7 protein-coding genes and 1 pseudogene are annotated in these 15,721 nt (G+C 58.5%); 2 read left to right on the forward strand and 6 right to left on the reverse strand.

Translation table 11 applies throughout. The features are described from left to right. Window positions 1–5: 5 nt before the first annotated feature. Window positions 6–481 (reverse strand): annotated as a pseudogene (locus METAL_RS22110) (REP-associated tyrosine transposase). Between the two features lie 348 nt (window positions 482–829). Between METAL_RS22110 and METAL_RS08085 the strand changes: the two are divergent. After that, a complete protein-coding gene (locus METAL_RS08085) occupies window positions 830–2,428 on the forward strand; it encodes a GGDEF domain-containing protein (protein ID WP_005371276.1) in 1,599 nt (532 codons plus the stop codon). Window positions 2,429–2,866: 438 nt separating this feature from the next. Continuing rightward, a complete protein-coding gene (locus METAL_RS08090) occupies window positions 2,867–4,039 on the forward strand; it encodes a hypothetical protein (RefSeq protein ID WP_005371277.1) in 1,173 nt (390 codons plus the stop codon). Here the strand turns inward: METAL_RS08090 and METAL_RS08095 are convergent. The 5 genes from METAL_RS08095 to METAL_RS08125 form a co-directional block, all read right to left on the reverse strand. Next, a complete protein-coding gene (locus METAL_RS08095) occupies window positions 4,017–5,222 on the reverse strand; it encodes an OmpP1/FadL family transporter (protein WP_213069478.1) in 1,206 nt (401 codons plus the stop codon). The two genes, METAL_RS08090 and METAL_RS08095, sit on opposite strands and share 23 nt — an antisense overlap. A 633-nt stretch (window positions 5,223–5,855) precedes the next feature. Next, window positions 5,856–8,750, reverse strand: a complete 2,895-nt coding sequence (gene gcvP, locus METAL_RS08105; RefSeq protein WP_005371279.1) for an aminomethyl-transferring glycine dehydrogenase — start codon at window positions 8,748–8,750, stop codon at window positions 5,856–5,858. Window positions 8,751–8,753: 3 nt separating this feature from the next. Beyond that, on the reverse strand, window positions 8,754–9,830 hold the full coding sequence (gene gcvT, locus METAL_RS08110) for a glycine cleavage system aminomethyltransferase GcvT (protein WP_005371280.1): 1,077 nt from the start codon (window positions 9,828–9,830) through the stop codon (window positions 8,754–8,756). A gap of 156 nt (window positions 9,831–9,986) precedes the next feature. Continuing rightward, window positions 9,987–13,877, reverse strand: coding sequence for a translocation/assembly module TamB domain-containing protein (locus METAL_RS19895; protein WP_005371282.1), 3,891 nt, complete (start codon window positions 13,875–13,877; stop codon window positions 9,987–9,989). Continuing rightward, on the reverse strand, window positions 13,874–15,622 hold the full coding sequence (locus METAL_RS08125; protein WP_005371289.1) for an autotransporter assembly complex protein TamA: 1,749 nt from the start codon (window positions 15,620–15,622) through the stop codon (window positions 13,874–13,876). Before METAL_RS08125 ends, METAL_RS19895 begins: the two co-directional genes overlap by 4 nt. Between the last annotated feature and the right edge of the window lie 99 nt (window positions 15,623–15,721).

A 15,721-nucleotide genomic window follows, 5' to 3' on the forward strand; every position in this document is an offset into this window, starting at 1 on the left:
CATGGTCATGTGCCGCCATCCACTTTAGAGGAAGCATCACCGTCCCCATCCGGCGGATAAATCCCTTTCGCCACATAGCGATGAAAAGTCGAATAAGGCCAATCGGCTACTCGCTTGACGTGGCCGTGTTTCAACGGATTCACATGAACATAATCGACATGGCGATTGATAATCGGCATCGTCGCGGATGAAATGCTCCCAATAATGCCGCTGCCAGATACCCCGTTCCCCCGATGGCTTTTTCCGATTGCACAAGGCGGAAATTATAAACCTGTGTGAAAACATGCGTCCGATTACGCTTGCTCTAATAGGGCCTACGCGGGCTGTCGCCGGACGGCAATGTCCACACACAACGTATGGGCTCCGGCAAAACAACCCAGGCGTCGATTTGAAAAGGATGGCGTTCACGAACCCGCCGCACCGTTTCGCGCAGCAGGCCGATCTCACGAATCAGTAGATCGTTCCGATAGCGTTACAGCAGGTTTACAGTAAAATACCGTCAAGCGCTTCCATTACGAGAACGTGGAAGACCTGAAGGCGCATTTGTACGCCTATAACTTCAACCTCCTCGCTATTGGCTGCATCACACCGTTTGAATCCATAGGCGCTTTTTATCAGAAAACCCCCGCTATTTTTATGATGAGTCCAGACTTCTTAATCGTGGGACTAAACACTTTAGTTTGTAAAATAGACTAATGTTTCTCAATGTGCGGATGCTTACTGGCTTCGTTTTGGTTTGGACGACTAAACTCCTTATGTAGAAAATATGGTAAAAATCACCCGATCAAGTGCGTGTTTCAGTATATGTTCCCCGCACACAGTGTTCAGCATGGTTGTTTGCTTGATCGTGAGCCTTTCGTGGTCCTTGTCCTGTCTGGCCGATGCGAAGGAGATTGCCGGCTCTTGGTATCAAGCTCCCGAAGGTTGGACCTATCGGGGACAGGCCGATATGACTGTTGCGGGACTCAAATCGGCTGTTAAAGTCGCATTGACGGGGGGCCATTTTTTTCAGCAGGCGGATTTCGACATTGAAACTCCGGGCCGCTATGTGCTGGATTTCAAGAATACCAGCACTATCGGGTATTTTCGGCATATCATCCTGGACGCTCATAGCCGTCCGGTTGTCGATTTGCAAGGCGGGATTCTGAGCGATGAGCCAAACCCTTTCTTTCTGCGCCATGGTCGCGAAATCGATCTTCCATCCGGTCATTACCGTCTGTTGACCGAGCTGGATTCCCCTTTCTTTCTGGCCGATCCGCAACCCTATCTGGATTCGTTAACCAGTTACCGGCAAGCGATCAAACCGGGGAATGCGCTGGTTTTGACTTGCCTGGGCATGTTTTTGGGTTTGATGCTCTATTACGCGGCGCTGGCGGCTGTACACCTGCATCTCTCTTCGATCATGTACTCGATCTTTATTCTCGGCAATCTGCTGTATAACGGCACGGCGCTGCTGGCGTTTACAGAACTGTTCGATATGCACTGGTTTTATCTGGTCAGTTTCCCAATCCTGTTTTCCAACTTCGCCTATATTCTGTTCGTCATGTCTTTGTTGGAAATCCGGCATGAGGCTTATCCGCGCCTGAACAGGGCCGGTAACCTGTCACTGGTCTTGCTGGGAGGAGGCATAGCGTTGGCGATGTTTATGCCGCATTGGTCGCTGGAAATCGATCGTTACGGTGTGGGTTTGTTTCTACTTTACGGTTTGGTTACCGGTATTGTCCGATCACTTGAGGGCAGCACGACCGCGCGGATTTACCTGTGCGCGATCGGGGCGTTTTTTGTGCTGGGAATTACGGCAATTTCAATCGACAGCCTCAGCTTTTACACTTTGTACGTCGAACACATGGGCCTGATTTCGGTTTCGGTAGAAGTCATGCTGCTGGCTCTGGTTCAGGCTTACCAGTTTGCCCAGCTATATCGCGATAAGCAATATGCGCTAGAATGCCTGGAATACAGCAACCGTGTAGCTAGAACCGATAATTTGACCGGTCTGCCCAACCGTGTGGCTTTGGATAGGGCTCTGGAGAATTTGCCTCAGCATGGCAGCTTGACCTTTATCGATATGGATGGCCTCAAGTATTACAACGACCAGTTCGGACATGAACGCGGGGACGAATTGCTGTGCGTATTTGCCCGGCATTTGAACGAATTATTGGGCGACAATGCCCAGGCGCACCGTTTGGGCGGCGACGAGTTCGCGATTACTTGCGAGCAAGGCGATGTGTCGTGGATCGAGAAAATGTTGATACAAGCGGTTGACGCGATGCGTGCCGGTGGATTTGGCTTTGTCGGCGCCAGTTCCGGTTCGGCATATGTTTATGAAGCGACAAGTAAAGAAAAACTCATGCACATGGCCGATTGCCGGATGTATGAAAATAAGCGTCTTCGTAAAACGACGGGGCAGACCGCCAAGTACGTATTGTGAAGCAAGCATTTTCGCAAGCGGAGATGCTGGGAAGATCATAAATCGATTCTAGAGCATTTTCATATCGCGTATAAGGGCGCAATACCGTTAAGTCAAGCCGTCATCTCGGCATGGATTCATGCCAGGCTTTCCTGCCTGGCCCCCTTCGGGTCAATGCAAATCTGTTCCAGACAGATTTGTGCCGAGATCCAGACTGCAGAGATGCATTAAAGCTTGCCATCCGTGGCTTCTGGATTCGGCAACCGCTCCCTGCGTTGCCCTCGATCGCGTGTTCCCGACGCGATCTACCTCGCCCTTCCTTGGGCTCGTATCTCCTGCATCCCTGCAGTCGTCCGGTAATCCTTGCCGGAATGACGAGTTTCCCTTAACTTAACGGCATGGCTTATGAACGTAAACCCGAAACGAAAATGCTCTAGAACAACTAGCGAGGAGAGAATAATGCAACGCATTTATGGTTTGATCTGGCCGATCGTGTTATCTGTCGTGTTGCCGCTTGTCGCGGCGTGGTTCGCTTATCCGGAAACCCATTTGCCGCCCGGCTTCGGCGTGTTTCCGCCGCTTTTTGTCGCGGAACCGCCCGGTTTCAATTTGATAATCTTTATCGCACTGGCTCTGGTAGAGGCGGCTTTCTATCTATTTTTACTGTTCCCTCAATGGTTCGGTTTTACGATACCGGTTCCGCCGCCGAAGCCGGCCCCGGCGGCATTGCCGGTGTGGTTTTGGATAGGTTCGGTACTGACGCTGTTTTTCTGGTGGTTGATGTGGGCGCGGGTCTCGCCTTTCGGCGATTTGGTGTACTACGCTTTTACGCCTTTATGGTGGGGCTTTATTCTGGTCTTGGACGGGTTGACCTATCGCCGTAGCGGTGGCTATTCATTGCTGGCGGCGCGGCCGAAAACACTGTTCATTAGCGCGGTCGTCTCCATCGTGGGTTGGTTGTATTTCGAATACTTCGACTATTTTACGCTCGGCAACTGGTATTACCCGAACACCGTGGACGGCGTGATGCCGCTTGGCCACGGCACCATCGTGTTGCTGTTCCTGATTGCCTATACCACGGTTTGGCCCGCGATTTTCGAATGGTACACGCTGCTGAACACATTTCCCGGATTAGCCAGCCGATACAGCAACGGTCCTAAGATAGCCTTGCCGGGCGGGCTGTTGCTATGGGGCGGCTTATTGCTGATCTTTGTGGTGGTGTTTCTGCCTTATCCGCTGTTTTGGGCAATGTGGGTGGGACCGCTGGCAATCGTTTCCGGCCAACTGATCAGGAAAAACATAGGGAATCCGTTTACGCCAATGGCCGGAGGTAATTGGGGGCCGGCTTTGCTGGTGGCGATCGGCAGTTTGTGTAACGGGTTCTTCTGGGAGTTATGGAACTGGGGCAGCAACGCCAACCCGGACATACCGCCAACTAACCCTAATTATTGGATATACGATATTCCTTACGTCAACGTTATCCATATTTTTGCCGAAATGCCGATTTTGGGATACATCGGTTATATCCCTTTCGGCATTCTGGTATGGGTAGTATTCATTTGGTTCGGGAAGGTGTTCGGTTTTGACACCGAATTGTTGAAGAATGATTCTACCAACGACGGCTCAGCATAACGTGCAGGAACAAAGCTTCGTTCCTGACTTCGGCGTTGCCGAATAAAGGGCTGGTGTATTGTTCTTTAACCGGCAGCATATATTCGAAGCCGCCGGTAAAGCGCCATTCCCGGCTGATCTGATGCGCTACGCCGACCGTGATATGGTGATCGAGAATACCGGCTAACAAAGGGCTGGCGTTCTGGGCCGGTATCGGGCTGTTGCCGTAGTTATGCCCCAGGTAGAGCGTTGTCCGTTTGTTCCAGTTATAAGCGAGCCCGGAAGCGAACACCCACTGATTGCTCCAATCGCCGGCGGTCACGATTTGATAGACAGCCGGCGCCAGCGGATTTTCAGGATCGGTGGCGCGCAGGGTTACGGATTTGATCGCGTCGGCCCAATTGATCCAATTGACTTTAAACGATAACAGCAGACTATCGGCTGGTTTGAACGCGAAGCCCAGTGCCACTTCGCGCGGCAGCGCCAGACCGGTCACGCCGGCATTACGATACTTGACTCTTCCCAGTCCCATCTCCGAGTAATTCGCAATCAGCTCACCGTCGGTTAGCGGTAAATCGATTTTTTCGGTGTAGGTTGCGGCCAGTGTCAGAGACGGATTGACGCGGTACTGCACACCCAGCCTGAACCCCACTTTAAGCGAGGTAGCGCCGTCGAGCCGATAGCCTGCAAAGGGGGCGGCGCCGACCGACGTGTCGGGGAAAAACTTCTGTCTTACGCTGGCGTAAGTGACCGCCAGACTGGTTCCCACCGACCAGCTGTCATTGATGCGGCAACCTATTCCGGGACTGACTTTTGCCATACCGAAGAGCGAACTTATCTCATCGCGGTTGCCGAATGGAGTATTGATGTTTTTGAATATTCCGCCGGCGCCGCCCTGGCTGAACAGGCCAACTCCGGCAGTGCAAGGCAGTGAATCAAACGAAGCGGCATACCCGCCGCCGCCCAGAAAGGTGTATTTATTATCGGCGTGTTTGTTATTGCCCAGGCTATCTTCATGGGTGAGATCGAAAGTGCGCAATCCCGAAGCAAAACCGTCGAATGCCTGTCCGTGAATCTGCGTCAGGCCGGCAGGATTGGTGTTCAGTGCGCTGGTATCGCGGGCGACTGCAATATCGGCGCCGCCCATCAAGGTCGATTCGGCGCCGAAGCCGATCAGGTTGAAACCGTTGGTGGCAAAGGCCATCGGGCTAAACAACATAAGCGGCAAAGCCAAGCCGAATATGCCCCCGTGATTTCTGGTAAACAAATGCATGATCAATTAGCGGCTGTTTTTGGCCGATAGTGTCGCATAAATTTTGCATTCTTCACCATAAATTCATTTTTTCGATAGTTGATTTGCGGCGATGTTTGTTCGGACCCAGGATATAAATGGCCTTCCTTGCATGCTTCGTCCGTATCGTTGTTCCATTTCTTGTAGGGCGGATTCGCCGCCAGGCAATCCGCCTTGCTTTGAAGGGGATTGGCGTTTTACTATCGCGAAAACGCCCTACAACGCTGCGCTTCATAACGCTTGACGTGGATACAGTATCTATATGACCAACGGCTTATTGATAATCCTCCATCGGAGGACACGTGCAGACCACATGCCGGTCCCCATATACATTGTCGATTCGCCCGACCGGCGGCCAATATTTGTCGTCCTGCTGGTGGTTACCGGGAAAGAAAGCCTGTTGCCGGGAGCTCTTGTAGGGCGGATTCGCCGCCAGGCAATCCGCCTTGCTTTGAAGGGGATTGGCGTTTTGCTATCGCGAAAACGCCCTACAACGCTGCGCTTCATAATGCTCGACGTGGATACAGTATCTATATGACCAACGGCTTATTGATAATCCTCCATCGGCGGACACGTGCAGACCACATGCCGGTCCCCATATACATTGTCGATTCGCCCGACCGGCGGCCAATATTTGTCGTCCTGCTGGTGGTTACCGGGAAAGAAAGCCTGTTGCCGGGAATAGGGCAGGGCCCAATCTTCGAACAATAGCCGATGGGTGTGCGGGGCATGTTTCAGCACGTTGTTTTCGGGATCGGCGCGGCCGGCTTCGATCTCGGCGATTTCCCCGCGAATTGCGATCAGCGCGTCGCAGAAGCGGTCGATCTCGGCCTTGCTCTCGCTTTCGGTCGGTTCGATCATCAGGGTTTCCGGTACCGGGAACGACACGGTCGGGGCATGGAAGCCGAAATCGATCAGCCGTTTGGCAATGTCCTCCACGGTAATGCCGCAGGCATGTTTAAAGGCGCGGCAGTCGATGATGCATTCGTGCGCGACCCAGCCGTTCTTGCCGGTGTACAGGATCGGATAATGAGGCGCGAGCCGCTTGGCGATGTAGTTCGCGTTCAGGATCGCGGTCAGGGTGGCTTTTTTGAGCCCGGCCGCGCCCATCATCGCGATATAGGCCCAGGAGATCGTGTAGATGCTGGCCGAGCCCCAGGGTGCGGCCGCGACGGTGCCGACCGTGCCGTAGCGGCCTTTGTTCGGGTTCACGCCCTTCACGACCGGATGGTCGGGCAAATAAGGCGCCAGATGCGCGCCGACCCCGATCGGCCCGACGCCGGGACCGCCGCCGCCGTGCGGAATACTGAAGGTCTTGTGCAGGTTCAGATGCGCGACGTCGGCGCCGAGCCTGCCGGGGCGGCTGAGGCCGACCAGCGCGTTGAAATTGGCGCCGTCCAGATAGACCTGGCCACCGTACGCGTGGACCAGGTCGCAGAGGGTCCGGAACGCTTCCTCGAACACGCCGTGCGTGGAAGGGTAGGTGATCATCAGCGCGGCGACCGTGTCGCGGTGCTCGTCCAGTTTGGCCTTCAGGTCGTCGAGACTGACGTTGCCGTTGTCGTCGCAGGCGACCACGACCACCTTCAGGCCGGCCAGCACCGCGCTGGCCGGGTTGGTGCCGTGCGCGGAGGCCGGAATCAGGCAGACGTTACGCTGGCCCTGGCCGCTGACTTCGTGGTATTTCCGGATCACCAGCAGGCCCGTGTATTCGCCCTGCGAGCCCGCGTTCGGCTGCAAGGAAAACGCATCGAAGCCGGTCAGGTCGCAGAGCATGTCTTCAAGCTCGGCGAACATCTGCTGGTAGCCGAGCGTCTGGTACAACGGCGCGAAGGGATGCAGGCCGTTGAATTCGTGATAGGACAGCGACTGCATTTCGGTTGCTGCGTTCAGCTTCATCGTGCACGAGCCCAGCGGAATCATCGAGCGGTCCAGCGCGATGTCGCGCCGAGCGAGCCGGCGCATGTAGCGCATCATCTCGGTTTCGGAATGGTAGCGCGCGAAGACCGGATGCCGCAGGATCGGATCGGCGCGCAACAGATCGTCCGGGATGCATTCCTCGATCGTTTTATGCAGCCGGTTGATGTCCGGAAACTCGGCTGCCGGTGCGGCGAACACCTGCCAGACCGCCCGGATCGTGTTGCGCGTGGTCGTTTCGTCGAGTGAGATGCCGAGATGGTCCGGATCGATCACGCGCAGGTTGATCGTCGCTTCCATCGCCTGCGCGGCGATCCGTTTCGCCCGGTTCGGCACGCGCACGACGATCGTGTCGAAGTAACAACGGTTGACGACCTCATGGCCCATCAGCGTCAGGCCGGCCGCCAGAATTTGCGCGTAGCGGTGTACGCGCCCGGCGATCATGCGCAGCCCGTCCGCGCCGTGGTAGACCGCGTAAAAGCCCGCGATCACCGCGAGCAGCACCTGGGAGGTGCAGATATTGCTGGTCGCCTTGTCGCGGCGGATATGCTGTTCGCGCGTCTGCAGCGCCATGCGCAGGGCGATCTGACCGTGGCTGTCTTTCGACACGCCGATGATCCGCCCCGGCATCGAGCGCTTGTATTCGTCTTTGGTCGCGAAAAACGCCGCGTGCGGGCCGCCGTAGCCCATCGGCACGCCGAAACGCTGGGCGCTGCCGACCACGATGTCGGCCCCGAACGCGGCCGGCGGCTTCAGTAAAACCAGGCTCAACAGGTCGGCCGCGACCGTGACCAGCGCCGATTTTTGCCGGGCGATGCCGACGATTTCATGCAGGTCGCGGATTTCGCCTTGCGAGCCCGGATACTGCACGATTATCGTGAAGAAGTCGTGCGTATCGAGGCCCTGGTAAGGATCGCCGACGATCACCCGGTAGCCGAGCGAACGCGCGCGGGTCTGTACCACCGCGATCGTCTGCGGATGGCAGTCCTGGTCGACGAAGACCGTAGGGCTCGTACTGCGCGAGAGGCGGCGCGCCATCGTCATCGCTTCGGCCGCGGCGGTCGCCTCGTCCAACAGCGAAGCATTCGCGATTTCCATCCCGGTCAGGTCGATCACCATCTGCTGAAAGTTCAGCAGCGCTTCGAGCCGGCCCTGGCTGACTTCGGCCTGATACGGCGTATAGGCGGTGTACCAGCCCGGGTTTTCGAGCATGTTGCGCTTGATCACGGCCGGCATGACCGTATCGTAATAGCCCATCCCGATCAGCGAGGTGAACACCTTGTTGCGTTCGCGGATCTTGCGCAGGTGCTTGATCACCGCATTCTCGCTGATCGTTTCGGTCAACTTCAACGGCTCGGTGTTCAGAATGTCGGCCGGCAGCGCCTGGTCGATAATCTGTTCGAGATCGCTCAGGCCCAGTTCGGCCAGCATCTCGCGGGTCTGTTCGGGACTCGGGCCGATATGGCGGCGGATGAAATCGCCGAGCATTTCCAATTGGTTCAGGGTGGGGCGCGGTGTCGTCATGGTTTAGCGGCGGTAGCGGTGAGGGATGAAAGGGAGGGGGACGACCGACAGCATGACCCGGCGCTCCCGGACTTCGGCGAACAGCGTGGTGCCTGCCTCCGCGTAAGCCGTTTCGAGCCGCGCGAGCGCCACCGGTTTGGCCAGGCTCGGCGCGAAGCTGCCGCTGGTGACGCGGCCGACGCTTTGGCCCCGGTCGTTCAATAAAGTCGCGCCTTCCCGGATCGGCGCCTTGCCTTCCGCGATTAGTCCCGCGCGGACGAATGCCGGACCGTGTTGGCGCTGGGCGAGGATCTTTTCGGCTCCGGGAAAGCGGTCGTGGCCTTTTTTGATGATCCACGCAAGCCCCGCCTCGACCGGGGTAATCATTTCGTTCAGCTCATGCCCGTACAGGCAAAGGCCCGCTTCCAGACGCAGCGTGTCGCGGGCGCCGAGCCCGGCCGGCGCGACAGCATCTTCCGCCAGCAGCAGGCGGGCCAGCCGTTCGGCTTCGGAAATATTGACCGAAATCTCGAAGCCGTCCTCGCCGGTGTAGCCGCTGCGGCTGATCGAACATGCGATCCCGTCGAGTTCGGTTTCGGCGAACTGCATGAATTTGAGTTCTGCGGCAGCCGGGGAAAACTTCCGGATCACGGCTTCGGCCTTGGGGCCCTGCAGCGCGAATAGCGCGCGGTCCTGCAGATTTTCAAGGTCCGGCAGAGAACGGCTCAGGTGCGCGAAATCCCGATCCTTGCGGGCCGCGTTCACGATGATGGACAGTCCCGTCCTGGTCCGGCTGACGATGATGTCGTCGAGCAGGCCGCCGTTGTCCAGCGTCAGCACGGTGTATTTCTGGAAGCCGGGACGGAGGCCGGTAATGTCGCTCAGGGTCAGGTTTTCGAGTACGCCGGCGGCCTCTGCGCCTTCGACTTTGAATTGCCCCATGTGCGAAATATCGAAGAAAGCGGCCTGGCTCCGGCAATGCAGGTGTTCCCGGATGATGCCTGCCGGGTAATGCAGCGGCATCTCGTAACCCGCGAAAGGCGCCATCTTCGCGCCGAGTTCGAGGTGTAAAGCGTGCAGAGGAAGCGTCTTCAATGTCATCTCATACCGAGCCTGAATGTTATGGTGCGATCAGTTTAACCGAATTTCGGCCGAATCGAAGCGGCGATTTTATCGCGCTTCTTCGAGTGTTCCCGCCGGCCGGTAGACCTGCCAGGTTTCGAAAACCTGGCAGGTCTTCCACCTAGCCGAACGAAGCTAATCGGTATCGAACTCGTAATTGATTTTGACCCGCTGCGCGGTGCCGGCCTGGGTTTCCAGGTTCAGGTTTTCGGTCAGTTTGCGCTTCATCACCAGCGCGGCCTGATTATTGAAAAGGCCGACCTTGGCGCCGACATAAAAACCGGGCGCCAGGTATCGCCCGGCCTGTACCAGCGTATCTTCCAGCGTTTTGCCTTGCTTGATTTCGAACTCGCTGAACCCGAGCTTGTTCGCGATCCAGCCGACCTGGGAGGAACCGTAGGCGAGCGCCGCGCCGGCGACCATTTCGCCTTCATTCTGGTCGACCTGGCCGAGCGGGCCGCCGGTGACGAGGTAGGCCAGCACATCGGTTTCCGGCAGCGGAGGATTCGAAGAAAGCCGCGTTTTGGGTGCTTTCAGGGGGCCGCTCACGTCTACGATCGCGGTGACTTTTTCGTCCTTCGACAGCCGGGTCGCTTCCACGTCGAGCCAGGGATTGTCGAGCGGGCCGTTGAACGCGATTTTTCCCCGCTTGATGGCCAGATCCTGCCCGTAACTTTTATAGCTGCCTTTTTCCATATCGATATTGCCGTTCGCGACGATTTTTTCGCCGGTCTTGCTGACCCGGAGTTTACCGGTAAGGCCGGTCTTGAGGCCCATGCCGGAAAACCGGATTTCGCGGCCGAGTTCGATTTCGACGTTCGCATCGAGCGGAATCGGCGGTACCGCCTCCTCACGCTTTTTTTCTTTACCCAGAATCACTTCGTCCTTGCTGACCGGGACCGCGTTTTCGGGAAGCTCTTTCAGTTCGATCCGTGCTTTCGGAATGGTCAGGGTTCCGGTAATTTTGCGCGCTTCGGCTGTCATCAGCAGCGACAGATCGGGGCTGACGGTTACCTGGGCTTCGGGGAGCCGGGCCGCTTCGAAACCGTTGCCCTGCAAGCGGAATTGGCCGTTGCCGAAAAGATCGGCAAAACCGTCCAGATTGACCGTGCCCTGTCCCGATCGGGCCGAGCCTTCGATCCGGGCCGGCCGTTCGTCGGCCATGTCGGCAGTCGCCCGTAGCCGGATGTCGCGAACCGCAATGCCGAGCGGCAACACCGAGACGCCGCCCTCTGAAAGCGTCATGTCGCCCCGTATCTCGGGCGCGTCCGTTCGGCCGGCGATCCGGAAATCGGCCGCCAGCCGGCCTTTGATGTCCGTTAATTGCCCGGCGGTCAACGGTGTCAGCAGCGACCAGTCGGTTAGCGAGGCGGTTACCCGGCCGTCCGGAATTCTCTTTTTGTCGGTGTCCATCCGCACGTCGGCGTCGATCCGGTTTTGGGCGCCGATGCCCAGCTTCAGTGTGGCCGTGATCGTCTTTTCGTGCAAAACCGCCCCGGCATCGACCTCGATCCGTTCCTGGACCGGCTTTGGGACGGTCACGCCCGGAGAGCTCAAGACGGCCAGCCGCGTGGCGCCTTGCAGTTGGATGCGGGTTTCGCGCCGGCCCGACGCTGTCGCCCTGAGATCGATGTCCCGGAGGGCGAAACCCGCTCCCGCCATTTCGACAAGCCCTTCGGTTAAAGCGAGCGTTCCGGTGACCTCGGGTTTTTGCAGGCGGCCTTCGATGCCGAGGTCCGCCCGCAGATGCCCTTTGATGTCCGAAAGCGCAGGCACGAAAGGTTTGATCAGGTCCAGCCGGCGTACCGAAGCATCGATCCGGCCTGAAAGCGTTTGCGGGGTGGCGGTGTTCAAGCGCAGGTTGCCGCGCAGATAATCCTGTTCGACGAGCTTCGCATCGGCAACGGCGGTAACCTCCTGGCCTTTCAAAGTGCCCGACACGGCCAAGGGACCCAATGCGATTGTCTGCGGGTTCGGTTTCGCCGGCAGTTGCAGCGTGGTACGGCCGGGCAGCGTTACGCTGTATTTTCCGCTCAGACGCTGTTTCTGCCTGCCGAGGTCGATGTCCGCATCGAGCAGGCCGATCAGCTCGAAGCCTGCCGGGAAATAATCCTGAAACAGGCTGGTGGGAAAATTCGCCACTTGCGCGGCCAGCTTGAAATCGCCGTTCGGGCGGAAGTATCCGCTCGCGCAAACCGAAGACTTTTGCCCGGTCAGGCAACCGGCATCCAGCGCGAATTCGACGCCTTCGGGCTTTTTTTGCGCCCGCATTGTCCACGGTTTTTCGAGCCCCCAGCGGGCGCCGTCGCTGGGCCGGCGTATGTCCAGCCGCGCCAGTCCGCCTTCCCAGCGGTCGGCGTTCAGGCCGCCGTCGAGCGCGGCGCTAATGTCGGCATGAACCGAATCGATCCGGGCTTTGAATCGATGCCGCCGTTGCGAGCCGGAGCCGTCCACCGACATCTGGTCGATCAGCAGTCCGTCGCTTTGGATGGAGCGGGCGGAAACCGCGAGGGTCGAATTTTCCTGCGCGCCTGCCTGGTAATCGATCGCGATGTCCGCGCGTTCGATCCGATGTTTTCCGAAACGCAGGGTTTGGCCTTTGCCTTGGAATGTCAACGCGGGTTGTTTCAACGCGCCGCGCAGTTGCGCGTTGCCTTCGAAACGGCCGCCGAGCGTCGGCCAGAGCATGTTCAGGTTCGGCGCATCGATCGCCGCGTCGAGTGTGTCGCGCGCCGAGCCGAGCGTTCCGTTCAGCGCGAGCTTGTTCGGACCGGAAGCCAGCGTCAGGTGGTCGGCCTTGAGCCTGTCGTCCGCCAGTACCAGCCCGCCTCCGCCTCGTAACGGACGTCCGCGCAGATTGCCGGCCAGTTTGTCGATGCGGGCATTGAGCTGTAGTTTGCCGCCGGAAAGCCCGCCCTGGCTGCGTACCGCCATCGACACCTTGCCCGGCAGTTCCGGCGACAGCACGGCGGGGTTGAAGTCTTGCGCGTTCAAGGCCAGATCGAAGGCGACTTCGGGTTGCCAGGCGAGATTGCCGCTGGCTCGAAACACGCCGTCGGTCGACCTGAGTTCGAGCGCTTCGATCGCCAGCGCTTCGCGGCTGCCGTGTCCGTTCAGCGTCAGCGTCGCTTTCGGCAATGCCTTGGGGCTGAGTTCGCCGTTCAGCGCGATCCGGTAGCCGTCGAGCGGGCCGGAGAGTTCCAGCCGGCCGGAGCCGCTGCGCACCTGCGGCTCTTGCGCGGCGAGCGGCCAGGACAGCTTTCGCCATTCGGCGCGCAGGTTCAGCTTCGGTTTTTCTGGCCAGTCTTCCGCGGTTCCTTTGAGTTGAAGTTCAAAAGGGGAGGCGAGGCGGCCTTCGAGCCGGAGTTGCCGGGCATCGCCTTGAAGCTGCGCATTTCCTTTCCAGTCGCCGTATTCGCCGGCAGCGGCCTGTCCCTCGGCAGTGAGCAGAAACGCCAATTCTCCCCGGAGCGTGACCTCGGCCCGCGCGTTCAGCGCGGCGTGATCGGTCTTCAGCGTAAGGTCGGGAATCCGGAAACGCCCGTTTTCGGTCCGCGCGGAGAATTGCAATTCGTCGAGGCGCTGTTCCGTCTCGCCTTGCCGAAAGGTCAAACCGGTTACGCGCGCGCGGCCGATGAAAATACCGATCGGCAGCCGCGGCAGGCGGTTCGGGTCGAAAGGCTTTTGGGCGGCGGGTTCTTCGGATGGCGTCAAGGTAATGTCGGGCGTATCCGCGACGATTTCGTCGATGGCCAGCGTTCCTCCGAAAAGCCGGGCGGGTTTCCAGGCCAAGACGAACCGGCCGACTGCGATGTGCGCCGTGTCGCTCCGGTAGTCGAAGCCGGTCAGCGTCAGGCGGCCGAGCATCCGGCCTTCGATCGAATCGACGGTGATTTCGGCGGGCAGGAAGGCAAAACCCTGCCGCAACATCCAGCGGGTGCCGGCCTCGGTGTACAGCAATGCGATCAGCGTAAGCGGCAGCGCCAGCACCGCCGCGAGCACGATCAGGAACACGCGCCGCTTCATAAGCGCATGCCGGCGGCGAAATGGACTTGAAACGAAGACTCCGCTTCGTTCAGCGGCACCGCGAAATCCAGCCGGATCGGGCCGATCGGCGAATACCAGCGGACGCCCAGGCCGGTGCCGACCTTTACGTCGATTCCTTCCGAGTTATAGGCATCGCCGGCATCGATAAATGCGGCGAGGCCCCAGTTGTCGAGAATCGGATGTTCGTATTCGGCGCTGAGCACGCTCAGATAGCGGCCGCCGATTACGGCGCCGGTCCGGTCCCGCGGCCCGAGCTCCTTATAGTCGTAGCCCCGGATGCTGTTCATTCCACCCGCGTAAAACCGGTAGGAAGGCGGCAGTTTGTCGAAATTGTCGACCAGCGTCGCACCCTGCTCGGCGCGCCCGAGGAAAATGCCGCCCCACGGCAGTTGATGCCGCCAGACCGCGGCGACCGAACCCTGCGCAAAACTGACTTCGGACAGCGGGTTTTCATAGCTGCCGGTCAGGTTGAACTCCAGCCGGTAGCCTTCGGTCGGGCGCAGCGGATCGTTCGAGACGGAACGCAGCCAGTTGCCGCCGGGGATCAACAGCACCACCTCTTCCTGGGTTGCGCCGATCCGGAAGTCTTCGTAAACCCAATCGAGAAACAAAGTCTGTTTCCAGCCGTTGTCGTAGGCATGTTTCAGGCGGGCCGACAGCTTGCCGGAGCGTGATTCGAACGTATCGGTATCTTCGCGCTTGAATCCCGCGCCGAAACTGAAAAAATCGGTGGTCGGCTTGGCCAGCGGGATGTTGTATTCGATATCCGCAGTCGACAGCACCTGGGAAATGTCGAGATTGGCGTTCAGGAAATGGCCGCTCCGGTTCAGGCGGCGGCTCTGGTAGGCGGCGGTTACCAGCGGGCCGACGTCGGTGGCGAAACCCAGGCCGAGACTGTAGTGATGCACTTTCTTGGGCGTCAGGCGAACCGAGACGGGCACGTTCTGCCGGTGCTCGACGTCGGCCGACGGCCGGATGTCGATCTGCTCGAAATAGCCGCTTCTGGACAGCGCGTCGTAGGTTTTCCCCAAGGCGTCGCTGGAATAAAAATCGCCCGGTTTGAAGGCGATGAATTTCCGGACGAATTCCGGGTCGAGGATGTCCTGTTCGACGTTCACGTCGCCGAAACGCAGCCGGTTTTTCGAATCGAAGGACAGCCGGAACGTCGCGGTGTTTGTGGCCGGGTCGACGATCAGCCGGCTTTCCGAGAAGCTTCCGTTCAGATAGCCGGTTGCGGTTGCCAGCGATTTGATTTCATTTTTCATTTTCTCGTAGCGGTCGTGGCGCAGCGGCTGGTTTTTTTCGGCGGCCAATTTATCCCGCAATTCGCGGAAGGCGGGGTCGCTTTCGGCCTCGCCGCGCAACGTAATCCGGATCTCGTTCACGATTGTCCGCGGGCCGGGAGAAATGTCGAATTTCGCGTGCCAGCAGGCATCGTCAAAACTCAGCGATTTTTTGACGGCGGCGTGATAATAACCGAACGCGCGCGCCGCCTCGTCGATTTCGGCGTCGGCTTTATCGAACAGACGCTCGATCATCCACCGAGACGCGTCGCATTGTTCCCTGGCTAACGATAAGGATAACTCGACGTTCTTCGCGGCTTCGCCTTCGATGCCGCGGATCGCGGTTTCTGCGGGGATATCCGTGAAGAGCAGGGAAAGCGCGGCGACTCCCACGGCTTGCCGCAGCGGCGAAGGGTTTCGAGCCAAACGAGACAATCGCATCCGATGACCTCCATGATGTCAGAGTAGACAACCTTGATTCTTTCCTCGACGCTTTTTTTCTAAGAAACGCCCTGTTTTTTCGCATTTTCCGCTCGAAAT

The sequence above is a fragment of the Methylomicrobium album BG8 genome, from assembly GCF_000214275.2.
Lineage (GTDB): Bacteria > Pseudomonadota > Gammaproteobacteria > Methylococcales > Methylomonadaceae > Methylomicrobium > Methylomicrobium agile.

Bases quoted from the DNA above. Each gene is read 5' to 3' on its own strand.
- METAL_RS08085 (WP_005371276.1), top strand. From the start codon at position 830: ATGGTTGTTTGCTTGATCGTGAGCCTTTCGTGGTCCTTGTCCTGTCTG.
- METAL_RS08090 (WP_005371277.1), top strand. From the start codon at position 2,867: ATGCAACGCATTTATGGTTTGATCTGGCCGATCGTGTTATCTGTCGTG.
- gcvP (WP_005371279.1), bottom strand. From the start codon at position 8,750: ATGACGACACCGCGCCCCACCCTGAACCAATTGGAAATGCTCGGCGAT.
- METAL_RS08095 (WP_213069478.1), bottom strand. From the start codon at position 5,222: ATGGCCTTTGCCACCAACGGTTTCAACCTGATCGGCTTCGGCGCCGAA.
- METAL_RS08125 (WP_005371289.1), bottom strand. From the start codon at position 15,622: ATGCGATTGTCTCGTTTGGCTCGAAACCCTTCGCCGCTGCGGCAAGCC.
- gcvT (WP_005371280.1), bottom strand. From the start codon at position 9,830: ATGACATTGAAGACGCTTCCTCTGCACGCTTTACACCTCGAACTCGGC.
- METAL_RS19895 (WP_005371282.1), bottom strand. From the start codon at position 13,877: ATGAAGCGGCGCGTGTTCCTGATCGTGCTCGCGGCGGTGCTGGCGCTG.